Raw genomic sequence first — 25,357 nt, 5'->3', positions numbered from 1 at the left:
CCGGCCCTAGGGCTTGGCCTCCGGCTTGGATCCGGGCGGTGCCGTCCACTCCTTCCACTCCATGTTCCAGCCACCGAGCCCGTTGTCAGGAGCGACTTTCTTGTCATCGCTGTTGACGACTTCCACCACATCGCCGATCAGAGTGCGGTCGAAGAACCACCCCGCCGGGGTCCGTGAGCTGCCGCCCTTCACATCGCGCAGGCCCACGCAGCCGTGGCTGACATTCGTGTTGCCGGGGGCGTTCGGCGACCAGTAGTTGCCGTGCAGGAAGGTGCCGGACGTCGTCAGGCGCATCGCGTGCGGGACGTCGGGGATGTTGTACTCCCCGCCGAAGCCGACGGTGCGGCTGTTCATCCGGGTCACCTCCAGCATCTCGGTGACCACCATTTTCCCGTTGTACGTCGTGGTCTTGGGGGCGCCCGCGGTGATCGGGACCGTGGAGAGGACCTCGCCGTCGCGGCGTACTTCCATGGTGTGCTCGGCGGCGTCGACCAGGGAGGTCTGGCTGCGGCCGACGGTGAACGAGAAGCTCTTGTCCTGCAGGCCGTAGATGCCGGGGGCGGCCTCGACGTCGCGCAGGCGCAGGCCGACGGTGACCTTCGTGCCGGGCTTCCAGTACTTCTCGGGGCGGAAGTCCACGCGGGTCTTGCCGAACCAGTGCGGCCGTACGTCGACTTCCGGGTCCGCGGTGACGCTGATCGCGCGCTGGACGGCCTCGCGGTTCTCGATCTCCTGGTTGAACTCCAGGGAGACGATCATGCCGGTGCCGACCGTGGACCGGTTCTCCGGCGACACGTAGCCGATGAACCGCTCGTCGGGGACCTGGGTCGTGAACGTCGTGTGCCGGGCCGAGCGGCGGCCGTGGCCGTCGAGGGCGACGGCGTCCACCGAGTACTTCGCGGCAAGCGCCAGGTCGCCCTCGTCCAGCGGCTTCCAGGTCATGCCGTCCTCGTCGATGCGGCCGGGCACCGGAGCCTCCTGGGCGTCCTGGACCCGGACGACCTTCACCGATTCGAGGCGTCCGTCGGGGACCTCGACCTGGAGCGGTTCGTCGCCCTTGACTCCCTTGCTGCCGTCGTCGGGCGTCACCCGGATCGCGTCGGCGGGCGACCGTGGCTTGCCCATCAGCCGGTCGATGCCTCCGCCGTCACCGCTGCACCCCGCGGCACCGGCAAGCAGTCCTGCCCATGTCACTGCGGCGGCCAGCGCGGCCCCTGCGCGCCGAGCGCGCCTCGCTACCTGTCTCACGTCCGTCCCAACGACCGTCCCCCTCCTGGGGAAACGTGAGTGCGACGCACACGCTGGGCAGAACAGTGGGGAGGACGGCACGGACCCTCGGGTCCCAGCGTGCCGTCCGGTCTGGTAAGCCCCCGCCGCCGGGACGCGGCAGGGGTCGAGCCGCAGGAGGCGAATGGGTGTCCAGCGCAGCCGAACAGGAAGCACTCCGGGGTGGGCGGCGCGGGACGGGCGCGGCCGCCGTGAACGGGAAGGCCGCCGCCGTGAGCGGTCCGTCGACGCGGACAGGGGCGCGCGCCGCGCCACGGGCCGCAGCGAGCACGCGCGGCCCGACCGTGTGGCCGGGGGCGCCGACGCCGCTCGGTGCGCGGTTCAGAGTGGGGCCCGACGGGGTCGCGGGCACCAACTTCGCGCTGTGGGCCGGGGGCGCTGAGGCCGTCGAGCTCTGCCTGTTCGACGACGAGGGCGTCGAGACGCGCTCGCCCCTGACCGAGCTGACGCACGAGATCTGGCACGGCTTCGTGCCGGGCGTCCGTCCGGGGCAGCGCTACGGCTACCGCGTGCACGGCCGCTGGGACCCGTGGACGGGCGCCCGCTGGAACCCGGCGAAGCTGCTCCTCGACCCGTACGCGCGCGCGGTGGACGGCGACTTCGCCACGTCCGGTCTGCCGCCCGAGGTGTACGGCCATGTGCGGGACTGGCCCCAGCAGCAGGTGGCCGACACGGTGCGGGACGACAGGGACTCGGCCGCGTACGTCCCCAAGGGCGTGGTCGTGCACGACGACGCACCGGACGACGAGTGGACCGACGACCGGCGCCCGAAGACTCCGTGGGCGGACTCGGTCATCTACGAGGTCCACGTACGCGGCTTCACCAAGCTGCACCCGGGGATTCCGGAAGAGCTGCGGGGCACGTACGCCGGTCTCGCGCATCCGGCGGCGGTCGCGCATCTCGTCGGGCTCGGGGTGACGGCGGTGGAGCTGCTGCCGGTGCACCAGTTCGCGCACGAGGACCATCTGCTGCGGCGTGGGCTGCGGAACTACTGGGGCTACAACTCGATCGGCTATTTCGCACCGCACGCGGCGTACGCGGCGTCGGGGACGGCGGGCGGGCAGGTCGGCGAGTTCAAGTCGATGGTGCGGGCGCTGCACGAGGCCGGGATCGAGGTGATCCTGGACGTGGTCTACAACCACACGGCGGAGGCGGGCGAGCTGGGCCCGATGTTCTCGCTCAAGGGCATAGACAACCGCGGGTACTACCGCCTTCAGCCGTCCGACGCGCGGCGGTACGCGGACTACACGGGCTGCGGGAACACGCTCCAGGTGGTGCAGCCGCACGTCCTTCGCCTGATCACGGACTCCTTGCGCTACTGGGTGACCGAGATGGGCGTGGACGGTTTCCGCTTCGACCTCGCGGCGGCGCTCGCTCGCTCGTTCCACGACGTCGACATGCTCTCCCCCTTTCTCGCGGTGATCGCGCAGGACCCGGTCCTCCGGCGCGTGAAGCTGATCGCCGAGCCGTGGGACGTGGGCTCCGGCGGCTATCAGGTGGGGGCGTTCCCTCCGCTGTGGACGGAGTGGAACGACCGCTACCGGGGCGCGGTGCGGGACTTCTGGCGGGGTGCGCTGCCCGATGTGCGGGATCTTGGGTACCGGCTCTCCGGGTCGAGCGACCTGTACGCGTGGGGCGGGCGGCGGCCGTACGCGTCGGTGAACTTCGTGACGGCGCACGACGGGTTCACGCTGCGGGACCTGGTGACGTACGAGCGCAAGCACAACGAGGCCAACGGCGAGGGCAACAGGGACGGATCGGACGACAACCGGGCCTGGAACTGCGGTGTGGAGGGCGAGAGCGCGGACGAGCGGGTGGCCGGGCTGCGGCGGCGGCAGCTGCGCAATCTGCTGACGACGCTGCTGCTCTCGACGGGGGTGCCGATGCTCGTCGCCGGGGACGAGATGGGGCGTACGCAGCGGGGCAGCAACAACGCGTACTGCCAGGACAACGAGGTCAGCTGGGTGGACTGGGGGCTGCTCGACGAGCCGGGGTGGCGGGCTCTGTTCGACCTGACGTCCCGTCTGATCGCGTTGCGGCACCGGCATCCCGTGCTGCGGCGGCGGGCGTTCTTCTCCGGGCGTGCGCATTCGGCGGACGGGCTCCGGGACCTGGCGTGGTTCACGGCGCGCGGGACGGAGATGACGGAGGGCGACTGGTACGCGCCGGCCGCGACGCTCGGCATGTATCTGTCGGGCCGCGACATTCCCGGACGTGACGCCAGGGGCGCGCCCGTCGTCGACGACAGCTTCCTCGCGGTCCTGCACGCGGCGGACCGCGCGGGGAGCTTCGTGCTGCCGGGGGTGCCGTGGGCCCAGGCGTACGAGGTGGTGGTGGACACCTCCCTGGAGGAGCAGGGGGCCGCGCCCGGCACCGTCCTGCGCGCGGACACGACGGTCACGATGGACGCGCGGTCGGTGCTGTTGCTGCGGGTGCGCGACGACGGGACGACGTGACGGGTGAAGGAGGCTGACGTCACCCGGGACGTCACCCGGGGGCGGCGCCCCGCAGCGGCCGCATTGGTACGAACCTGCCCATTGCAGCGCTCCGGGCCACGGGTCAAGCTCGGCCCATGGACCTGGAGTTGCGGCACCTCAAGACGATCCGGGCGATCGCCGACGCGGGCAGCCTGACCAAGGCCGCCACCGTGCTCGGGCTCGCGCAGCCCGCCCTGAGCGCACAGCTGAAGCGGATCGAGCGCGCCCTGGGAGGGGAGCTCTTCGAGCGGGGGCGGCACGGGGTGCGCGCCACCCCGCTCGGGGAGTTCGTGCTCGCCCGTGCCCGGGTCGTGCTGCCCGCGGTCAGCGGCCTGCGCGAGGAGGCGCTGCGGTTCGGCCGGGCCTGGGAGGGCGGGGCGGGGTTCCGGCTCGGCGCGACGCACGGGCCGCTGCTCGGCGCCCTGGTGGACCGGCTCGCCGCAGCGCACCCGGGGGTGCCGGTGACGACCCACACCTCCTGGTCGGAGCGGGAGATCGCCTCCCGCACGGCCGACGGGCGCCTGGACTTCGCGCTGGTGGGGACCTGCGGGGCGAGCACGCCACCGGAGAGCGAGCTGCTGGTGTGGCGTGAGGTCGCCCGTGACCCCGTCTTCGTCATGCTGCCCACCGGGCACCCGCTGGCCGGCTGCCGGGAGATCGACCTGGCGGCGCTCGCGGGCGAGGCGTGGACGGACGTGCCGGGCGACGGCTGCTTCGCGGACTGCTTCACCGCCGCGTGCGCCCGCGCGGGGTTCACTCCGTCGTCCGTCTACGAGACGGATGTCGCGTCCTGTGTCCATCTGGTCCAGGTGGGGCGGGCGGTGGGGCTCTGCCGGGCGACGTTCCCGCCGACGCACGGCCTGGTGACCCGGCCGCTCGCCGGGGCGCCGCTGTACTGGCGGCATCTGCTCGGCTGGCATCCGACGGCCCCGGCCCGCGACACGGCGCCCGCCGTCTTCGCGCAGGCCCGCGCGGCGCACGCCGAGGCCGCGGCGCGCAGCGAGAGCTACACGGCGTGGCTCGCGGCGCCTTCGACCCGCCTCCCTTGACCCGCCTTCCCTGCCCCGCCTTCCCTGACCTGCCTGGTGGGGCCTCGGCGTGACCGCGTGGCGCGTTCCATAACGCCGGGGCAGGGGGTCGACTGACAGCTACTGGCAGGCAGTTGAGGCTTCTACGGTGTGGGCGATCCGCTGACCGACCCCCTCACCGGTCCGCTCACCCCCTCGCAACCGAGGAGACGCCCCCATGCGCCCCACCCACCACAGACGCGCCGCGGCGGCCTGCGCCGCACTCGCCGCGTCCTGCGCCCTGGTCCTCGCGGGTCTGCCCGGCACCGCCAACGCCCAGGCCGATCCCGCCCGCGCCTCTCTGCCATCGCCCGCCGAGACCGCCGCCGTCGACAGGACATCGCCCGAGGTCCTGAAGGCCATGCAGCGGGACCTCGGCCTCACGTCGGCGCAGGCCGAGGCCCGTCTGGTCAACGAGGCCGAGGCCGGCGCCGCCGCGGGAGCCCTGCGGGCCGCCCTCGGCCGTGACTTCGCGGGCGCCTGGGTGCACGGCGCCACGTCGGCGCGGCTCACCGTGGCCACCACCGACGCCGCCGACGTCCCCGCGATCGAGGCGCGGGGTGCGCGGGCCGAGGTCGTGCGGCACTCCACGGCTCAACTGGACGCCGCCAAGGGGAAGTTGGACCGGGCAGCGAAGCGGACGGCGACGCGCGACGCTCCCGTCTGGTACGTCGACGTGCGGTCCAACGCGGTCGTGGTGCGCGCCGTGCACACCGCCGCCGCCGAGTCCCTCGTCTCCACGGCGGGCGTCGCGTCCTCCCTCGTACGGATCGAGAGGGCCAAGGACCGGCCGCGCCCGCTGTACGACCTCGTGGGCGGCGACGCGTACTACATGGGCGGCCGGTGTTCCATCGGCTTCCCGATCACCAAGGGCACGCAGCAGGGCTTCGCCACGGCGGGCCACTGCGGGCGCGCGGGCACCGCGACCAGCGGCTACAACCAGGTGGCCCAGGGCACGTTCCAGGCGTCGATCTTCCCCGGCAGGGACATGGCCTGGGTCGCCGTCAACTCCCAGTGGACCGCCACCCCGTACGTGAAGGGCCAGGGCGGGCAACGGGTCGGCGTCGGGGGCTCCACGCAGTCCCCGGTGGGTGCGTCGATCTGCCGTTCCGGCTCCACTACGGGGTGGCACTGCGGCACGATCCAGCAGCACAACACCAGTGTCACCTACCCCGAGGGCACCATCAGCGGCGTGACGCGGACGACGGTCTGCGCGGAGCCGGGCGACTCGGGCGGCTCCTACATATCCGGGAGCCAGGCGCAGGGCGTCACGTCGGGCGGCTCGGGCAACTGCTCAAGCGGCGGGACGACCTTCCACCAGCCGATCAATCCGCTGCTCCAGCAGTACGGCCTGACGCTGAAGACCACCGGGGGCGGCCCCGGCCCCGGTGATCCCGAGCCGGGCGGCACGTGGGCCGCGGGCAAGGTCTACGCGGCGGGTGACACCGTGACCTACGGCGGGTCGACCTACCGGTGCCTGCAGGGACACCAGGCCCAGCCCGGCTGGGAGCCGCCGAACACGCCCGCGCTGTGGCAGACGGCCTGACCCCGGGCCTCAGCCCAGGATGCCTCTGCTGTACGCCGTGGCCACCGCCGCCGCCCGGTCCTTGACGCCCAACTTGCCGTAGATGTGGGTGAGATGCGTCTTGACCGTGGCCTCGCTGATGAAGAGTTCGACGGCGATCGCACGGTTCGACGTGCCCTTGGCGACGAGCGCGAGCACCTCCCGTTCACGGGTGCTCAGCGGCTCGTTGCCAGGGGCACGCACGCGTGAGACGAGCCGGGACGCGACGGCGGGCGAGAGGACCGTTCGGCCCTGGGCCGCCGCGCGGACCGCGGTGAACAGGTCGTCGCGGGGCGCGTCCTTGAGGAGATAGCCGGTCGCGCCCGCCTCGATCGCGGGCAGCGTGTCCGAGTCCGTGTCGTACGTGGTGAGGACCAGGACCCGGGAGCGGGCGCCGCGCCGGCCCAGCTCGGCGATCGCGTCGACGCCGTTGCCGCCCGGCATGCGCAGGTCCATCAGGACGACGTCCGGGTCGAGGCGCTCCACCAGGGCGACGGCCTCGACGCCGTCGGCGGCCTCGCCGAGCACCTCGAAGCAGGGGTCGGAGCGGAACATGCCGCGCAGACCGTCCCGTACGACGGGATGGTCATCGACGATGAGCAGGGTGATCAGGTCAGCCATGGCGGACCAACGGTACGCGAGCCGAGAGCGCGGTGCCGCTGCCCGGTTCCGATTCGACGGTGAACGAGCCCGCGATGCGTTCGGCCCGGGCCCGCATGCCGTCCAGGCCGAAGCCGCCGGAGCCGCTGCGCTGTACCAGGGTCAGCGGGTCGAAGCCGCGGCCGTCGTCGCGTACGTCCAGGGCGACCTCGCCCTCCATGTAGGAGAGGGTGACGCCGAGGCGGGAGGCTTTCGCGTGCCGGGCTGCGTTGGACAGGGCCTCCTGGACGATGCGCAGGAGGGTCGCTTCGATCTCCTCGTGGAGCGGCTCGGCGGGTCCGGTGACCGTGAAGTCGGCGCGGACGCCGGTGCGTTCGGCCCACTGGGCGACCGTCTTCTTCAGCGCTTCGGGCAGCGCGTCGTGCTCCAGGGCCGTCGGGGAGAGGTTGTGGACGGAGCGGCGGGCCTCGCCGAGGCTGTGCCGGGCCAGGTCCGCGGCGCGGCCGAGGTGTTCGCGGGCCAGGGTCTCGTCGGAGGCGGTCGAGACGACCTGGAGCTGGGCGATGATGCCGGTCAGGCCCTGCGCGATGGTGTCGTGGATCTCGGCGGCGAGCCTGCGCCGCTCGTCGGCGACGCCCGCCTCCCGCGCCTGGACGAGGAGTTGGGCGTGCAGCGCGGCGTTCTCGTCCATGGCCTGCTGGAGTGCGGTGTTGGTGCGTTCCAGTTCGACGATGGTGGCCGTCGCGTCGCGGGCGCGCTGTTCCTCCTGCTCGGCGAGGTGGGCGAAGACGGTGAGCAGCGCGATGTTCACGGCGAGCAGCCCGCCGAAGACGGACCAGCCGAGTTTCTCGTCGGGCGGAAGTCCGCCCGACTGGGAGCCCGCCATGATGAAGGCGGTGGCGAAGAGGCCGGGCTTGACCAGGCGTGGGGACAGCAGCCGCTCGGCTCCGAAGTAGCCGACGACGGCGTAGAACGCGAAGAACGGGTTGATCCAGGTGAGGACGAAGGCGATCGCCCAGCGCAGGGCGTAGTAGGCGGCGCCCGCGCGCGAGGGTCCTGGGCGGGCGGGGGCCAGGCCGCCCCACCACAGCTGGAGCGCCACGGCGGCGACGACCAGGGCCCCCGCCACGTACCACGCGTCGCGGCCCATGCCGACGACGCCGCTCGTGGCGGCCGACATGAGGATGCCGAACCCGAGCAGGACGTAGGGGCCCCAGCGATGGAACATGCCCCATCGCCGCTCGATCATCTGCGTGGCGTCCGCCGTCGTCGTACTCACGCTCCCAGTGTCGGTCACCTGCCGGGCCGCGTCCGGGTCACTCCCACCGGAACCACCGCGCGGCCGCCGCCGAGAGGACCACGGTCCACAGCGCGAGCACGCCGAGGTGGGACAGGCCGGGCCAGTCGCCTGCCGCGGCCTCGCCAAGGGCCTGGGCCGCGGCGCCGAGCGGGGCGATCTCCACGACGCGGGCGAGCGCGTCCGGCATCGCCTGCACGGGCAGCCAGACGCCCGCGCTGAACATCATCGGGAAGAAGACGGCGGAGCCGATCGCGGTCGCGGCCTTGGTCGTGCGGGAGATCGCGGAGACCATGGCGCCGAGCGCGAGCCCGCACAGGACGGCGAGGAGCAGCGCGATCGCGTAGCCGACGGCCTGGCGCGGCAGGGCCACGTCGAAGACCAGGCGGCCCACGGTCAGGGAGAGCAGGGCCGAGACGAGCGCGGCGGCGCCGTGGATGCCCATCTGCGCACCGAGCACGGCAAAGGGGCGGACCGGCGTGGCCGACATGCGGCGCAGGATGCCGCGTTCGCGGTAGCCGGTGATCATCGGAGGCATGGCCTGCAGGCCCGCCATGATCAGGGAGAGCAGCACCGTCACGGGGACGTAGGCGTCGACGAGGCGGATGCCGCCCAGCGAGGCGTCGGTCTCCCGGAAGGAGGGGATGGAGCCGAGGATCACCAGGAGGAGCGTGGGGAACACCATGATCCAGAAGAGGGCGCCGGGCTCGCGGCGGAAGATCCGGAGCTCGGCCTTGAGGACGGCGGCCGAGGCCTTGTTCCTCGCGGTGGTGTGCGGTGCGGCGACGGCGGTGGTGGTCATGCCGTGGCTCCCGTCAGGTCGAGGAACGCGTCGTCCAACGTGGCGTCGGAGACCCGCAGTTGGTGGGCGGTGATGTGGTGCCTGGCAAGCAGCGTGATGGCGGCGTCGACGGTCTCGTCGGTGCCGTTGAGCGTGTAGCGGCCGTCACGCTGGTCGACGGAGATGACCCGGGGCAGCGCGGCGAGCTCCCGCTCGTCGAGGGGCGCGGACGGTGTGAAGGACATGACGGTGGATCCGGCGGCCCGGCTGATGAGGCCCGCCGGGCTGTCGAGCGCGGCGATCCGCCCCTGGTCGATGACCGCGATGCGGTCGCAGAGGCGCTGGGCCTCCTCCATGAAGTGGGTGACCAGGAGGACGGTGACGCCGCTGTCGCGTACGTCCTCGATGAGCTCCCAGGTGTCGCGGCGGGCGCGCGGGTCGAGCCCGGTGGTCAGCTCGTCGAGCACGACGACCCTCGGGTTGCCGATCAGCGCGAGCGCGATGAACAGGCGCTGCTTCTGGCCGCCGGAGAGCTTGCCGAAGCGGCTGTCCAGCTTGTCGGTCAGGCGCAGGCGTTCGGCGAGGGGGCGCCAGTCGGCGGGGTTCGGGTAGAACGCGGCGTACAGCTCAAGGGCCTCGCGCACGGTGAGCTTCGCCTGGAGCTCGCTCTCCTGGAGCTGGGCGCCGAGGATCTGGGTGACCCGGTCGTGGTCGGCGACGGGGTCGTGCCCGGCGACGCGGACGGTTCCGCTGTCGGGCAGGCGCAGGCCCTCGACGCACTCCACGGTGGTGGTCTTGCCCGCGCCGTTGGGCCCCAGGACGCCGAAGATCTCGCCCTCCTCGACGGCGAAGGAGACACCGTCGACGACGGCACGTCCGCCGTAGGCCTTGCGCAGGTCCTGCACTTCGATGATGGGCATGGGTCGAGCCTCGCCGGTGGGCGGGGGCCGCGGCATCGCCCATCGCGCTCGAAGCGGCATCAGCCGATCGGTTGATGGAGGGGTACGACTTCGCCGGTGCGGGCTGGTCGTGGGTCGGCGCGGCCTGGTCGTAGGACCAGCGGACGAGCAGGGACGGGCCAAAACTCAGTGGGCTGCGTCGGTGGCCGTCCGTAGGCTCGCTCCTGATGCCGAAACCAGATGCACCGACCAAGGAACCGACCCGGGAAGGGTCAGCGGCGCGGACCCTGCTGCGGCTGTGGCCGTATGTCCGACCCGTGCGAACTCGCCTGTTCAGCGCGGCATTTGTCGCCATCATCGCCTCCTGTACGGGGCTTGTCTTCCCCCTCGTCCTGAAGTGGCTCGTGGACGGCCCGGTGGCGGACCGGGACCTGGCGGGTGTGTGGCTCGGGGCGCTGCTCCTGCTGCTGCTCGGTGTCGCGGAGGCGCTGCTCTTCGGCCTGCGGCGGTGGCTGGTGGCCCGGCCGCTCGCCTCCGTCGAGGCGGCGATGCGGGCGGATCTCTACCGCCATCTGCAGCGGCTTCCCGTGGCCTTCCACGACCGCTGGGCCTCGGGCCAGCTGCTTTCGCGCGGCACGACGGATCTGATGCTGCTCCGGATGTTTCTCGCCTTCCCGCTGACGTTCCTGATCGTGAACGGGACGACGATCGTGGTGGGCATGGCGATCCTGCTGGCGCAGGACTGGGCGCTCGGTCTCGTCCTGCTGACCCCGCTGCTGCCGCTGGTGGTCGCCTGCGCGTACTTCGAGGGCCGGTACATGGCGGTGGCGCGGCGGGCGCAGGACCAGGTCGGCGATCTGACGACGGTCGTCGAGGAGAGCGTGCTCGGCATCCGCATCATCAAGGGTTTCGGCCGTCACCGCAGTCAGGCGCACGCGTTCCGCGAGCTGTCGCACACGCTGCGGGGCACGGAGTTGGTCAAGGCGCGGCTGCTCGCCGCGATCTACGCGGTGATCATGACGCTGCCGGAGGTCGCGCTCGGTGCGGCGCTCGTCCTGGGGACGGTGCAGGTGGCGGACGGCGACCTGTCGACGGGCACGCTGGTCGCGTTCCTCTCCACGGCGCTCGCGCTGCGCTGGCCGGTGGAGTCGATCGGGTTCCTGCTCGCGATGAGCCAGGAGTCGGCGACGGCCACGGAGCGGTACTTCGAGGTGATGGACGCGGAGCCGGAGTCATCGGTGGTGACCGCCGCCGACAAGGGCCCGGGGTCCGGTGCGGCCGGACTCCGCTTCCACGGCGTGGAGTTCCGCTACCCGGACGCGCCGCCCGACGCGCCGCCCGCGCTCGACCGGATCGACCTGCACATACGCCCCGGCGAGACGCTCGCCCTCGTCGGCGCGACGGGCAGCGGCAAGACGACGCTGACGGCGCTGGTGCCACGGCTGCACGAGGTGAGCGGGGGCCGCATCACGCTGGACGGCGAGGACATCGCGGAGATGGACCGCGAGCGGCTGCGCACGCTGGTGGCGGTCGCCTTCGAGGAGCCGACGCTGTTCTCCGCGACGGTGGGCGAGAACGTCCTCATGGGGGCGGGAGAGGCCGCGGGTGACGCGGAGTTGGAGCGCGCCCTGGAGGTCGCCCAGGCCGACTTCGCCCACGCACTCCCCCAGGGCACGGCCACCCAGGTCGGCGAACAGGGCCTGAGCCTCTCCGGCGGCCAGCGCCAGCGCCTGGCCCTGGCCCGCGCGGTGGTGGGCCGCCCGCGCTTCCTGGTCCTGGACGACCCGCTCTCGGCGCTGGACGTCCACACGGAGGCCCTGGTGGAGGCGGCTCTGCGGCGCGTCCTGAAGGACACGACGGCCCTGGTGGTGGCCCACCGCCCCTCCACGGTCCTGCTCGCCGACCGCGTCGCCCTGCTCTCCGACGGAAGGATCACCGCGGTGGGCACCCACCAGGAACTGCTGCGGGGGAACGCGGAGTACGCGTGGCTGATGTCGGGGGCGGGGGTCGCTCCCGCGACAGGGGAAGCGGACCGGGCGTCCGCGCACGACCGGACAAGCGCGGACGCCGCTCCCACGGCCGGGGAAACGGACCCGGCACCCGCGCACGGACCGACGAAGGCAACGGCCGACCCCGCGCAGGGGAAAGCGCCCGCCGCACCCACACACGCCCCGACCACGCCAAAGACCGCCCCCACGGCCGGGGAAACGGACCCGCCGCCCGCACACGAACCGACGAGAGCAAAGGCCGACCCCGCGCAGGGGAAAGCGCCCGCCGCACCCACACACGCCCCGACCACGCCAAAGACCGCCCCCACAGCCGGGGAAACGGACCCGCCACCCGCACACGAACCAACGAGAGCAAAGGCCGACCCCGCGCAGGGGAAAGCGCCCGCCGCACCCACACACGCCCCGACCACGCCAAAGACCGCCCCCACGGCCGGAGAAACGGACCCGCCGCCCGCGCACGAACCGACGAGGGCAAAGGCCGACCCCGCGGCTCAGGGCGTGGAACCGGAGCCCGCCGCCGCGCCCTCGCCCCCATCCGCGCCCGCACCCCCACAGACAGCAGCGGGCCCCGCGTCCGCGGAAGGTGAGGACGCACGATGAGCGCGTCGACGCCCGCCTCACGTACCACGGGGCCTGACGAGGGAGACCTCCTCTCAGCCGAGCGCGCCGCTTCCGGCGGCCCGGAGGCCGAACTCCCCTCCCCCGACGATCACTTCGACAAGGACACCCTCCCCGCGCCTCCCGGCGCCACCTCCGCCCTGCTCCGTTCGCTGCTCTCGCCCCTGCGGGGACGCGTCGTCGTCGCCACCGTCCTGCTCCTCCTGCAGCAGGCCGCCGTGCAGGCCGGGCCGCTGCTCGTCGCGTACGCCATCGACCGTGGTGTGCCCGCCGTCCGTGCCGACGACTACGGGCCGCTCGTCGCCATCGGCGTCGGCTATCTGCTCTGCGCGGGCGCGTCCGGTGGCTTCCAGTACGCGTTCATCGTGGCCTCCGCCCGCGTCAATCAAGACGTACTGCTCGATCTGCGAGGGAGGATCTTCCGCCATGCGCAGGCCCTCAGCGTGGACTTCCACGAGCAGTACACCTCGGGGCGGCTCATCTCCCGGTCCACCACCGACGTGGAATCCCTGCGGGAGCTCCTCAGCGAGGGGCTGCAGGAGCTGGTCACCGTCATCCTGTCCTTCGTCTACATCTCGGCGATGCTGCTCTGGCTCGACCTGAGCCTCGGCGCGGCGGCGGTCGTGTCGTTCGTGCCGCTGTATCTGCTCGTTCGCCGCTATCAGCGTCGCGCCGGGCCCCTCTTCGGGAAGCGGTCCACCGCGATCGCCTCCGTCATCGTGAAGTTCGCCGAGACGATGAACGGCATCCGTCCGGTCCGCGCCTTCCGGCGCGAGCGCGCCAACGAGGCCGAGTTCGGCGTGCTCAACCGCCACCACGAGCAGTCGAACGGCGACGCCATGCTGGAGATGGCCCGTTACGTCGTCGGCTCCCGGCTCGTCGCCAACACGGCCGTCGCCGGCATCGTCCTGTGGGGCGCCTACCGCGTCACCGACGGCACCCTCGCGCTCGGCGTCCTCGCCGCCGCCGTGCTCTATCTGCGGCGCCTGTACGACCCGATCGACCGGCTCGGGATGTTCCTGAACTCCTACCAGTCGGCCGCCGCCTCCCTGGAGAAGGTCGCAGGACTGCTTGCCCAGACCCCCTCCGTGCCCGAACCCCACCCCGACCGCGCCCGCCCGCTGCCCGCTCTCGCCTCCGAACACCCGGGCCGCGAGGTCGACTTCGACGGCGTGCGGTTCGCCTACCGGACCGGCGGCGAGGTGCTGCCCCGCTTCGACCTGACGCTGCCCGCCGGGCAGACCGTCGCCGTCGTCGGCTCCACCGGCGCGGGCAAGTCGACGCTCGCCAAGCTGCTCGCCCGCTTCTACGACCCGACGGCGGGCCGGGTCCTGCTCGACGGCGTCGACCTGCGCGACCTCGCCAACGCCGAGCTGAGGCGCGGCGTCGTCATGGTGACCCAGGAGGCGTTCCTCTTCTCCGGCACGGTCGCCGAGAACATCGCCATCGGCCGCCCCGACGCCACCCGCGAGGACGTCGAGCAGGCGGCGAAAGCCATCGGCGCCCATGACTTCATCACGTCGCTGCCCGACGGCTACGACACCGACGTACGCAAGAGGGGCGGCCGTATCTCCGCCGGTCAGCGGCAGCTCGTCGCCTTCGCGCGTGCGCTGCTCGCCGACCCCGCCGTGCTGATCCTCGACGAGGCGACCAGCTCGCTCGACATCCCCGGCGAGCGGGCCGTGCAGCACGCCATGCACACGGTGCTTCGCGGCCGGACCGCCGTCGTGATCGCCCACCGGCTCTCCACGGTGGAGATCGCCGACCGGGTGCTCGTGATGGAGCACGGGCGCGTCGTGGAGGACGGCACACCGGACGAACTGATCGCGGGAAGCGGGTCGTTCGCGGACCTGCACCGGGCGTGGCGGGACAGCGTGGTGGGGTAGGCCCGGGGGGCAGTGGGGCAGGCAGTGGGGCAGGCCGACGCGCGGTCCGCACGGGCACCTCCGGTAATCTGGACTTTTCCCCCAGAAGGAGATGCATCAGTGGAGTTCCGGCTGCTCGGAGCGGTCTCCGTCGCCACCGAGAGCGGCGAACTGCCCCTCGGTCCGGCCAAGCGGCGCAGCCTCCTCGCCGCCCTGCTCCTGAGGCCCAACCGCCCGGTGCCGGTGGACCAGCTGACGGCCACCCTGTGGGATCACGAACCTCCGCCGCGCGCCCGGAGCGTCATCCAGGGCCACGTGTCGCGGCTGCGGGTCCTGTTCGCGGGTGCGGACGCCGAGATGTTCGGGGTGGAGCTGGTCACCCAGGGCACCTCCTACGTCCTGCGGATGCCGGAGAGCCTGCTCGACGCCCACCGGTTCGAGGAGCTGGTGACGCTGGCCCGCGGCCAGCGCGCGCCGGCCGACGCCGTGGCGATGTACCAGGAGGCGCTGTCCCTGTGGCAGGGGCCCGCGCTGAGCGGCACCTTTCCGAGCCCGCCGCTCCAGGCCGCCGCGCACGCCCTGGACGAACTCCGGCTCGCCTCCGTGGAGATGCTGGCCGGGGCCTACGCACGCCTCGGCGAGCACAACCGCGCGGCGGCCGTCCTGCGCGCGGAGGCCGAGGCCCACCCGCTGCGCGAATCGCTGTCCGCCGCGCTCATGCGCGAACTCCAGCGTGCGGGGCGCCGCTCGGAGGCGCTCGACTGGTTCCACCGCACCCGGCGGCTGCTGGCCGACGAACTCGGCGTCGACCCGGGCCGTGAGCTCGCGGACGCCTACGGGGTCGCGCTGCGCGGGGAGGACGACGAGGCAGGGGCGGCGGCCCCGGCTGCGGCCGCGGTCGCCCCCGTCCCCGCGCACGGCGCACCCACCGCCCCCGTGGCGGACACGGTCGACCTGCTGCCGCGCATGCCCCGCGGCTTCCACGGGCGCGCGGGCGAACTGACCGACCTGTCCCGCGCGGCCGCGGGCGAAGCCCCCGTATGCCTGGTCACCGGGCCCGCGGGCGTGGGCAAGACGGCCCTGGTCGTGCACTGGGCGCACCGCAATCGCGCCGCGTTCCCCGGCGGTCTGCTCTACGCCGACCTGCGCGGGTTCAGCGACACGGGCGAGCCGACGCACCTCGAAGTGCTGCGCGAGTTCCTGCTCGCCCTGGGGGTCGCGCCGCGCCGGATACCGGAGTCGGCGAACGGCGCGTCCGCGCTGTACCGCTCGCTCGCCGCCGACCGGCAGCTCCTCGTCGTCCTGGACAACGCGCGCGGCTCCGAGCAGGTCAGGGAGCTCCTTCCGGGAGGCACCCGCTGCGTCACCGTGGTCACGAGCCGGTACCGCCTGCGCGGCCTGATCGCGTCCGACGCCGCCCGGCCCGTCCCCGTGGACGTACTGGAACCGGACGACAGCACGGCCCTGCTCGCCGCGGTGCTCGGCAAGGAGCGGGTGCTCGCGGAGGCGGTGGGCGCCCGGCGGCTCGTGGAACTGTGCGGCGGCCTTCCCCTCGCGCTGCGGGTGGCCGCGGCCCGCCTCGCGGACCAGCCGGACTGGTCCCTGCGGGCGATGAGCACCGAACTGGCCGACGAATCACGCCGGTTGGCCCTGCTCGACGTGGAGGACACGGGCGTACGCGCGGCGCTGCGGCTCACCGTGCGGCGGCTGCCCGATGACGTCGCGCACCACTTCGCGCACCTGGGCCGCCATCCGGGCACGCACGTCGACCGCTTCACGGCGGCGGCCCTCGCGGGGACGGACCCGGACGAGGCCGAGGCCGCCCTCGACCGGCTGACCGCCGCCCATCTCGTCACCCGGACCGCGCCGGGCCGCTGGACCTTGCACGATCTCGTACGCCTCTACGCGCGTGATCTGGACGCCGGGCCGGACGCCCTGATCCGGGTGCTCGACCACAGCGTGGCCACCGCCCTGGCGGCGGCCGACGCGGCCGAGCCCGGCGACGAGTCGTGCTTCACGCTGCCCTCGGACTTCCGGCCGCCGCACGCGATACGGACGTTCGCGGACCGCGACGAGGCCATGGACTGGTACGCGGCCGAGCGTGACGACCTGATGCTGGCGGCGGCCGCTGCGGAGGCGGCCGGGCTGCCCGGCAGGACGTGGCGGATCGTCCTCGGGCTGTGGCCGCAGATGGTGTGGCGGGTCCTCGACGGCTGGGCTCCCCTGCTCGAAACGGCACTTGAGGCGGCTCGGGCCGAGGCGGACGCCCGCGCGGAGTCGCGTGTGCTCGCCCTGCTCGGGTGGGTCCTCACCGAGGAGGGCCGCACCGAGGAGGCCCTCGTGCACCTGGAGGCCGCCCCGGTGATCGCCGCCCGCGCGGGCGACCGGCGCGCCGAGGCGACGGCCCTGATCAACCTCTCGCTCGCCCAGGCCGCGCTCGGCAGCCCGGAAGAGGCGGCCGAGGGCTGCGTACAGGCGGCGCAGCTGGCCCGCGAGGCAGGTGACCGGCACACCGAACGCCTGGCCCTGCACCACCTCGCCCGGCATCAACTGGACACCAGGCAATGGCAGTCGGCCCTGGACACGTCGGTCGCGGCCCTGGACATCGAGAGCTCTCCGAAGGCCCCGGCGACCTCCCGTGTCCTGCTGCTCACCGCGGGAGGCGAGGCCCTCATCGGCATGGGCGACGAGGCCGAGGGGATCCGTCGTCTGGAGGGCGCGGCGAGCGAGGCGGAGGCGTCCGGCTACGACGAGGGGGCGGTACGGGCGCTCGGTGCGCTGCTGCGGGTGTCGGCGGACGTGGGGCTGCGGGCGCGCTACGACACGGCGATGGTGCGGCTCGCGGAACGGACGTGAGGGTGCGGCGCGGCTGACACAGGGGCGAGGAGGCCTCCTCCAACCCCTGCTTGCGGTGCCTCCCTCGCACGTCAGCGCGACGTCAGCATGGCGTGAGCGGAACGCCAGCGGGGGCGGACACAGTGGTGTCAACAGCGGGAAAGGCCAGCCAGTTCCGCACTCACGACCACCACCACCGCCACGACCACCACCACCGCACGGGGGAACCTCATCATGCGTACGACCCGGATCCGCACCACCGTCCTCGCCGCCACCACCGCCGCGCTCGCCCTGACCCTGACCGCCTGTGGCGGCTCGGACGGCTCCGGCACCAGCGCGTCGAAGGCCGGTTCGGGCCGGAGCGTCGCCACGGCCGACGGCGCGGAGGGCTCCGCGAAGGCATCCGGGACGACGGTCACGACGGAGACGAGCGGCGGCGAGCAGGGCACCGCGGGCTCCGGTGCGGGCAAGGCCGCCCCCGCACGCGCCGCCGCGGCCCAGCCGTGCACGGGCGACGAGCTCTCGTACTCCGTGCTGCACCGCTTCCCCGCGGAGGAGGGCGAGCACCTCCTGATCACCGCGACGAACGCCGACTCCAAGCCGTGCTGGGTCACTTCCTACCCGTCCGTGATGCTCGGCGACACCTCGAACGTCCTGCCCCACGCGGCCAAGGACGCCCCGGGCGGCACCGCCCGCATCACGGTCAAGCCCGGCGGCACGGTCTACTCCGCCGTGGCCCTCTTCACCGACAGCGCCAGGACCCACACCGCGACGGAGCTCTCCCTCGCCCTGCGCGACCAGACCGGCGACACCGGTCCTGGCGCGGGGACGGGCGCCTTCGACGGCAAGGGCGCGCCGTCGGAGTTCACCTGGTCCGACGCCGAGGTCACCAACTGGAACACCACGAAGCCCTACGACTTCTGAGCAGCGGCCCGCCACCGAGCACCGGCCTGGAGCGACGCAGCGCTCCAGGCCGGCTTTCGTGCTGCCTCAACTCATCCGGGACCGCAGCCAGTTGGGGTCCGGAATCGGCCACACCTCTTCGAGCACCCCCGTGAAGTTTCACCTCGAACAATCGCGAGCCCCTGGCGTTGAGCGACCCCTCCGTATATCGAACGTGACCCACCGGGCAGCGGACCAGTTCCGGCCAACTCTTGACGCACTCCTGACAAACAGAGCGGGCCGGTGCCACTCTTCCCCTCGATTCCCAGCTCCACCACGCTCCACGTTCTGCCTTGTTCTGCCCGGACGGCACGACCGCGCCGACCGGTCCCCCTGGCCGCACATCCACGGCCACGCAGAAGGAGTCCGTGTTGAGAAGCACCTCTCACAGACCTGCCTCCCACAGACGCGCCACCGCCGCGGGCGCCCTGACCGCCGTCGCCGCCCTTGTCGCGGTGGCCTTCCAGACGGGCCCGGCATCGGCCGACGACCCCGCGATATCGGCGTCCAAGACCCCGGCCGCCGCCAAGATAGGCAAGGCCGACCCCGGCTCCCTGCCCGTGAAGCTCACCCCCGCCCAGCGTGCCGCGCTCCTCAAGGACGCCAACGCCACCAAGGCGGACACGGCCAAGGAACTCGGGCTCGGCGCCAAGGAAAAGCTCGTCGTACGTGACGTCACCAAGGACGGCGACGGCACGACCCACACCCGCTACGAGCGCACCTACGAGGGTCTCCCGGTCCTCGGCGGCGACCTGGTCGTCGACGAGGCGAAGTCCGGGAAGACCGAGGGCGTCACCAAGGCCGCGAAGGCCGAGCTCAAGGGCGTCGAGACCAGCGCCGACGTGAAGGCGTCGACCGCCGAGAAGCAGGCGCTCGGCCTGGCGAAGGCCGAGGGCTCGAAGAAGACCGACGCGGACCGCGCGCCGCGCAAGGTCGTCTGGATGGCCAAGGGCGAGCCGACGCTCGCGTACGAGACAGTGGTCGGCGGGCTGCAGCACGACGGCACCCCGAACGAGCTGCACGTCATCACGGACGCGGCCACCGGCAAGAAGATCTTCCAGTGGCAGGGCATCGAGAACGGCACGGGCAACACCCAGTACAGCGGTCAAGTCACCCTGGGGTCCGCCCAGTCCGGGTCCACGTACAACCTGACGGACACCGGCCGCGGCAACCACAAGACGTACAACCTGAACCGCGGCACGTCAGGCACCGGCACGCTCTTCTCGGGCCCGGACGACGTGTGGGGCAACGGGCAGGCCTCCAACCTGGAGACGGCCGGCGCCGACGCCCACTACGGCGCCGCGCTGACCTGGGACTACTACAAGAACGTGCACGGCCGCTCCGGCATCCGCGGTGACGGCGTCGGCGCGTACTCGCGGGTCCACTACGGCAACAACTACGTCAACGCGTTCTGGTCCGACAGCTGCTTCTGCATGACGTACGGCGACGGCGCGGGCAACGCCAAGCCGCTGACGTCCATCGACGTGGCGGCCCACGAGATGACGCACGGCGTGACGGCGGCCACCGGCAACATGACGTACAGCGGTGAGTCCGGTGGCCTGAACGAGGCGACGTCCGACATCTTCGCGGCGGCCGTGGAGTTCCACGCCAACAACGCGCAGGACAAGGGCGACTACCTCGTCGGCGAGAAGATCGACATCAACAGCGACGGGACCCCGCTGCGCTACATGGACAAGCCGAGCAAGGACGGCGCGTCCAAGGACTCCTGGTACTCGGGCATCGGCAACGTGGACGTGCACTACTCGTCCGGCGTCGCCAACCACTTCTACTACATGCTGAGCGAGGGCAGCGGCGCCAAGGTGATCAACGGCGTCTCGTACGACTCGCCGACCTCTGACGGCCTGCCTGTGGCCGGAATTGGTCGTGACAAGGCGTCGCTCATCTGGTTCAAGGCGCTGACGACGAAGTTCACCACGACCACCAACTACGCGGCGGCCCGCACCGGGACCCTCGCGGTGGCCGGTGAGCTGTACGGCACCACCAGCGCCGAGTACAAGGCGGTGGGCGATGCCTGGGCCGCGGTCAACGTCGGCACGCGCGGCGGCCCCGGCGGCGGCACGGACTTCGAGAACACCACCGATGTGGCCATCCCGGACCGGGGCGCGGCCGTCACCTCGTCGGTCAACGTCACCGGACGCACGGGCAACGCGCCCGCCGCGCTGAAGGTCGGCGTCGACATCGTGCACACCTGGCGCGGCGACCTGGTCGTCGACCTGGTGGCCCCGGACGGCTCGACGTACCGCCTGAAGAACTCGAGCGCGAACGACTCGGCGGACAACATCGTCGAGACGTACACGGTCAACGCCTCGTCCGAGGTGGCCAACGGCACCTGGAAGCTGAAGGTCCAGGACGTGGCCGCGCAGGACGTCGGCCGCATCAACAGCTGGAAGCTGACGTTCCCGTAAGCCCTGACCAGGCTTGAGGCACATGCAGACTGCGCCGCTCCGGGTGGATCGAATCCCCGGGGCGGCGCACCCATGTGTGCCGCCGGCCGCGTAACTCCCCGTTCGCATTGCGTACATGGACCATCGCTCAACGGACGATTTCTGGCCAACCTGCGGTCAGGGACCTGACATGAACCTGGCCCAACTGACACTCTTCCCTCGATCAGTCACACCAGCACACCCGCACCGCATCTTTCAGCCCGGACAGTCCCCATGCCGTCCGAGCCCCCCACAGAAGGAGCATGCGTGACCCCCCACATATCCCGGAAGCGCTCGACGCTGGCCATCGCCACCGCTGTTGCCGCAGGTGCCCTGCTCGCGGGCGGTCTGACCACCGGCGCATCCGCCCAGCCCGACCGGGCCGCCGCGCCCTCGGGCTCGCCGATCGCGCTCTCCTCGACGGCCCGTGCGGACCTGCTGCAGGACGCGAACACGGAGAAGGCCGCCACCGCCGAGAAGATCGGCCTCGGCGCCAAGGAGAAGCTCGTCGTACGCGACGTCGTCAAGGACCGTGACGGCACCACGCACACCCGCTACGAGCGCACCTACGACGGCCTGCCCGTCCTCGGCGGCGACCTCGTCGTGCACACCGCCAAGAGCGGCTCGGTCAAGAGCGTGACCAAGGCGGCCAAGGCCACCATCAAGGTCGCCTCCACCTCCGCGAAGGTCGGGGCCAAGTCGGCCGCGAAGTCCGCCGAGTCGACCGCCTCGAAGTCCGGCGACACCAAGAAGGCCGACGCGCGGACTCCGCGCAAGGTCGTCTGGGCCGCGTCCGGCAAGCCGGTCCTCGCCCACGAGACCGTCGTCACCGGCGTCCAGAAGGACGGCACGCCCAGCAAGCTGCACGTCATCACCGACGCGGCCACGGGCAAGAAGCTCTTCCAGTACCAGGCCATCGAGAACGGCGCGGGCCACAGCCAGTACAGCGGCGACGTCGAGGTCGGCTCCAAGAAGGGCACCAACGGCTTCGACCTGACCGACGACTCGCGCGGCGGTCACTCGACGTACGACCTGGCCCACGGCCAGAGCGGCGAGGGCAAGCTCGTCACGGACGACGACGACACGTGGGGCACCGGAAAGCCGGACGACGCCCAGACCGCCGCCGTCGACGCCGCCTACGGCGCCCAGTTGACGTGGGACTACTACAAGGCCGTGCACGGCCGCGAGGGCATCAAGGGCGACGGCAAGGGCGCCACCTCGCGCGTCCACTACGGCAACGCGTACGTCAACGCGTTCTGGGACGACAGCTGCTTCTGCATGACGTACGGCGACGGCGAGGGCGACAAGAAGCCCCTCACGTCGATGGACGTGGCCGCGCACGAGATGACGCACGGCGTCACGTCGGCGACCGGCAACATGGAGTACAGCGGTGAGTCCGGCGGCCTGAACGAGGCCACCTCCGACATCTTCGCGGCGGCGGTCGAGTTCAACGCCAAGAACCCCGAGGACATCGGCGACTACATGGTCGGCGAGAAGATCGACATCAACGGCGACGGATCGCCGCTGCGCTACATGGACAAGCCCTCCAAGGACGGCTCGTCCCTGGACAACTGGAGCGAGGACGCGGGCAACGTAGACGTCCACTACTCCTCCGGCATCGCCAACCACTTCTTCTACCTGCTGTCCGAGGGCAGCGGCGCGAAGGAGATCAACGGCGTCAAGTACGACTCCCCGACCGCGGACGGCTCCAAGGTCGAGGGCATCGGACGCGACAAGGCCGAGAAGATCTGGTTCAAGGCGCTGACGTCGTACTTCACGACGACGACGGACTACAAGGCGGCCCGCGAGGGCACGCTGAGCGCCGCGAAGGACCTGTACGGCGCGGACTCCGCGGAGTACAAGGGCGTGGACGCGGCCTGGGCCGGCGTGAACGTCAAGTAACTCAGCTCCCCTTCACGACCAGGCGGCACCCGGGGTCTCACTTTCCCCGGGTGCCGCCTGTCGTCGTGTCCGGCCGCCCCTACCGCAGCAACACCCCCGCGGCCTCCCCCGTCCCCTCGGAGGGCACGGCCACCAACCCCAGCTCCGCCCCGCTCGCCAGCAGCCGGTGCGAAGGCAGGATCCGCACCGTGTAGCCGAACGGCCCCGTGCGGTCGAGGGCCAGGGGGCCCTCGTAGAGGCGGCGGCCCTCCGCGTCAGGGCCGCCCACCAGTTTCAGCGGCACCGGACTCGCGTCGGCGATGAAGTCCTCGGGGTCGACCCGGCCCGCGATCGTCTGGACCTCCACGTCGTCCGGCGTCAGTTCCCCGAGATGCACGCGGACCCGCAGCGCAAGCGTGGCGCCGAGCTCCGCCGTGGCCCCCGTCGCCGACGCCTCGACATGGTCGACGGCCACCTGTGGCCAGGCCGCACGGATCCGTTCCTTCCAGACAGCCAGCTCCCCCGCCGCGTCCACGCCGCCCAGTGTGCGATGCGCCCGCGCGGCCGGAACGTACAGCTGCTCCACGTAGTCACGCACCATCCGCCCCGCGAGCACCTTCGGCCCCAGCCGGGTCAGCGTCCGTCGCACCATCTCGATCCACCGGTCGGGCAGGCCCGCCGGACCCTGCTCGTAGAAGCGGGGGGCGATCCGGCGCTCCAGCAGGTCGTACAGCGCCGCGGCCTCCAGCTCATCCCGCCGGTCGTCGTCCGTCGCCGCCCCGTCCGCCGTGGGGATCGCCCAGCCGAAGTCGGGCTCGAACCACTCGTCCCACCAGCCGTCGAGGACCGACAGGTTGAGGCAGCCGTTCAACGCGGCCTTCATTCCACTCGTCCCACAGGCCTCCAGTGGACGGAGGGGGTTGTTCAGCCAGACGTCGCACCCCGGATACAGCTTCTGCGCCATCGCCATGCCGTAGTCCGGCAGGAACACGATCCGGTGGCGCACCCGCGGATCGTCCGTGAAGCGCACCAGCTCCTGGATGAGGCGTTTGCCGCCGTCGTCCGCCGGATGCGCCTTTCCGGCCACGACGATCTGGATCGGCCGCTCCTCGTGCGTCAGGAGCTCCATCAGGCGGTCCCTGTCGCGCAGCATCAGCGTCAGGCGTTTGTAGGACGGGACGCGACGTGCGAAGCCGATGGTCAGGACGTCGGGGTCCAGCACGTCGTCGATCCAGCCGAGCTCCGCGCTCGCCGCGCCCCGCCCGCGCCACGAGGCGTGCAGACGCCGCCTGACCTCCGTCACCAGCTGCCCGCGCAGCTCCCGCCGCAGCTCCCAGATGTCCACGTCCTGGATCTCGGCGACCGCGTCCCACCGCTCCGAGCCGCCCACCGACAGCGCCTCCTCCGTCCGCTGGGCGCCGATCTGCCGGGCGCCGAGCCGGAACACCTCGGGGGCGACCCAGGTCGGGGCGTGCACGCCGTTCGTGACGGAGGAGATCGGGATCTCATCGGCGTCGAATCCCGGCCACAGGCCCGCGAACATCTCGCGGCTCACCTTGCCGTGCAGGGTCGAGACGCCGTTCGCGCAGCGCCCGAGCCGCAGGCCCATCACCGCCATGTTGAAGAGGTTGGGCTCACCGCCGGGATACGTCTCCATGCCGAGCCGCAGTATACGTTCGACGTCGATGCGGGGCAGTTCGGCGTGCGGGCCGAAGTGCCGGGCGACCAGCTCGCGGTCGAAGCGGTCGATCCCGGCGGGCACGGGGGTGTGGGTGGTGAAGACGGTCCCGGCCCGCACCGCCTCCAGCGAGGCGTCGAACTCCACGCCCCGCGCGGCAAGTTCATGGATCCGCTCAAGCCCCAGGAAGCCCGCGTGGCCTTCGTTCGTGTGGAAGACCTCGGGCTCGGCGTGCCCGCTGAGCCGGCAGTACGTCCTGATGGCGCGCACCCCGCCGATGCCGAGCAGCATCTCCTGGAGCAGCCGGTGCTCGCTGCCGCCGCCGTAGAGCCGGTCGGTCACCTCGCGGGCCCCTACGTCGTTCTCCTCGACGTCCGAGTCGAGCATGAGGAGCGGTACGCGCCCCACGCCGGCCTGCCAGACGTGCGCGCGCAGCTGTCGCCCGCCGGGCAGCGCGATCGCCACCAGGCTCGGGGTGCCGTCCTCCTCGCGCAGGAGGGACAGGGGCAGCTCGTTCGGGTCGAGCACCGGGTATGTCTCCTGCTGCCAGCCGTCGCGCGACAGCGACTGGTGGAAGTAGCCGTGCCGGTAGAGCAGCCCGACCCCGATGAGCGGAAGCCCGAGGTCGCTCGCCGCCTTGAGATGGTCGCCCGCGAGGATGCCGAGCCCGCCCGAGTACTGCGGAAGGGCGGCGGTGATGCCGAACTCGGGCGAGAAGTAGGCGATGGCGCGCGGCAGTTCACCGCCGCTCTCGGCGGACTGGTCCTGATACCAGCGGTCCCCGGTGACGTACTCCCGAAGACCGTCCGAGGCCTCGGCGAGGCGCCGCAGAAAGGCCCCGTCCCCGGCCAGCTGCGCGAGCCGCGCGGACGGCACACTGCCGAGCAGCCGCATGGGGTCGCAGTCCGAGGCGGCCCACCGCTCGGGGTCGACGGCCTGGAACAGCTCACGGGTTCCGGTGTGCCAGGACCAGCGCAGATTGCGCGCGAGCTCCGAGAGCGGGGTGAGAGGTTCGGGAAGGGCGGGTCGTACGGTGAATCGACGGATGGCCTTCATCACGGTGCACCTCTGTCAGGGTGTCCGACGGGGCGTATGACGGGGGCGTTCGTACCT

The 25,357-nt window shown here is 72.1% G+C and carries 14 protein-coding genes and 1 pseudogene; 9 read left to right on the top strand and 6 right to left on the bottom strand.

What is annotated here, in order from left to right; translation table 11 throughout:
* Positions 1-6: 6 nt before the first annotated feature.
* On the bottom strand, positions 7-1,125 hold the full coding sequence (locus AC07AG_RS15170) for a L,D-transpeptidase (RefSeq protein WP_478755316.1): 1,119 nt from the start codon (positions 1,123-1,125) through the stop codon (positions 7-9).
* Positions 1,126-1,415: 290 nt separating this feature from the next.
* On the opposite strand from AC07AG_RS15170, the gene glgX reads away from it, so the two are divergent.
* The 3 genes from glgX to AC07AG_RS15155 all read left to right on the top strand — a co-directional run bounded on the left by glgX (position 1,416) and on the right by AC07AG_RS15155 (position 6,377).
* Entirely contained in the window at positions 1,416-3,743 is a 2,328-nt protein-coding gene (gene glgX, locus AC07AG_RS15165) for a glycogen debranching protein GlgX (RefSeq protein WP_478755314.1), read from the top strand.
* A 116-nt stretch (positions 3,744-3,859) separates the two neighbouring features.
* The gene (locus AC07AG_RS15160) at positions 3,860-4,813 is read left to right on the top strand and encodes a LysR family transcriptional regulator (RefSeq protein ID WP_478755312.1); all 954 of its coding nucleotides are present in this window, start codon (positions 3,860-3,862) and stop codon (positions 4,811-4,813) included.
* Between the two features lie 196 nt (positions 4,814-5,009).
* Complete coding sequence (locus AC07AG_RS15155) at positions 5,010-6,377, top strand: carbohydrate-binding protein (protein WP_478755310.1); 1,368 nt, start codon at positions 5,010-5,012, stop codon at positions 6,375-6,377.
* Between the two features lie 9 nt (positions 6,378-6,386).
* Here the strand turns inward: AC07AG_RS15155 and AC07AG_RS15150 are convergent, their stop codons facing one another.
* The 4 genes from AC07AG_RS15150 to AC07AG_RS15135 all read right to left on the bottom strand — a co-directional run bounded on the left by AC07AG_RS15150 (position 6,387) and on the right by AC07AG_RS15135 (position 9,993).
* Positions 6,387-7,016, bottom strand: a complete 630-nt coding sequence (locus AC07AG_RS15150; RefSeq protein WP_478755308.1) for a response regulator — start codon at positions 7,014-7,016, stop codon at positions 6,387-6,389.
* Positions 7,009-8,244, bottom strand: coding sequence for a sensor histidine kinase (locus AC07AG_RS15145; protein ID WP_478755583.1), 1,236 nt, complete (start codon positions 8,242-8,244; stop codon positions 7,009-7,011). Before AC07AG_RS15145 ends, AC07AG_RS15150 begins: the two co-directional genes overlap by 8 nt.
* Positions 8,245-8,311: 67 nt before the next feature.
* Positions 8,312-9,094, bottom strand: coding sequence for an ABC transporter permease (locus tag AC07AG_RS15140; RefSeq protein WP_478755306.1), 783 nt, complete (start codon positions 9,092-9,094; stop codon positions 8,312-8,314).
* Positions 9,091-9,993 (bottom strand): ABC transporter ATP-binding protein, encoded by a 903-nt coding sequence (locus AC07AG_RS15135; RefSeq protein ID WP_478755304.1) that lies wholly within the window; start codon positions 9,991-9,993, stop codon positions 9,091-9,093. The genes AC07AG_RS15140 and AC07AG_RS15135 overlap by 4 nt, the downstream gene beginning before the upstream one ends.
* A gap of 206 nt (positions 9,994-10,199) precedes the next feature.
* On the opposite strand from AC07AG_RS15135, the pseudogene AC07AG_RS15130 reads away from it, so the two are divergent.
* From AC07AG_RS15130 to AC07AG_RS15105, 6 genes and pseudogenes are all read left to right on the top strand, one after another.
* Positions 10,200-11,982, top strand: a pseudogene (locus AC07AG_RS15130) (ABC transporter ATP-binding protein); the annotation flags it as partial.
* A 595-nt stretch (positions 11,983-12,577) separates the two neighbouring features.
* Positions 12,578-14,485 (top strand): ABC transporter ATP-binding protein, encoded by a 1,908-nt coding sequence (locus AC07AG_RS15125; RefSeq protein WP_478755302.1) that lies wholly within the window; start codon positions 12,578-12,580, stop codon positions 14,483-14,485.
* 99 nt (positions 14,486-14,584) lie between these two features.
* Positions 14,585-17,320 (top strand): AfsR/SARP family transcriptional regulator, encoded by a 2,736-nt coding sequence (locus AC07AG_RS15120; RefSeq protein ID WP_478755300.1) that lies wholly within the window; start codon positions 14,585-14,587, stop codon positions 17,318-17,320.
* A gap of 213 nt (positions 17,321-17,533) precedes the next feature.
* A complete protein-coding gene (locus tag AC07AG_RS15115) occupies positions 17,534-18,223 on the top strand; it encodes a DUF4232 domain-containing protein (protein ID WP_478755298.1) in 690 nt (229 codons plus the stop codon).
* A gap of 389 nt (positions 18,224-18,612) precedes the next feature.
* Positions 18,613-20,667 carry a M4 family metallopeptidase gene (locus AC07AG_RS15110; protein ID WP_478755296.1) on the top strand — a complete coding sequence of 685 codons (2,055 nt, stop codon included), beginning with the start codon at positions 18,613-18,615 and terminating at the stop codon, positions 20,665-20,667.
* Positions 20,668-20,952: 285 nt separating this feature from the next.
* Complete coding sequence (locus AC07AG_RS15105; protein WP_478755294.1) at positions 20,953-22,587, top strand: M4 family metallopeptidase; 1,635 nt, start codon at positions 20,953-20,955, stop codon at positions 22,585-22,587.
* 79 nt (positions 22,588-22,666) lie between these two features.
* Here AC07AG_RS15105 and glgP read toward each other — a convergent pair whose 3' ends face one another.
* Positions 22,667-25,300 (bottom strand): alpha-glucan family phosphorylase, encoded by a 2,634-nt coding sequence (gene glgP, locus AC07AG_RS15100; RefSeq protein ID WP_478755292.1) that lies wholly within the window; start codon positions 25,298-25,300, stop codon positions 22,667-22,669.
* Positions 25,301-25,357: the final 57 nt, after the last annotated feature.

Source organism: Streptomyces sp. NPDC044044 (assembly GCF_056434405.1).
The sequence above is the reverse complement of the archived record's forward strand: the minus strand, read 5'-3'. Positions and strand labels throughout refer to the sequence as shown.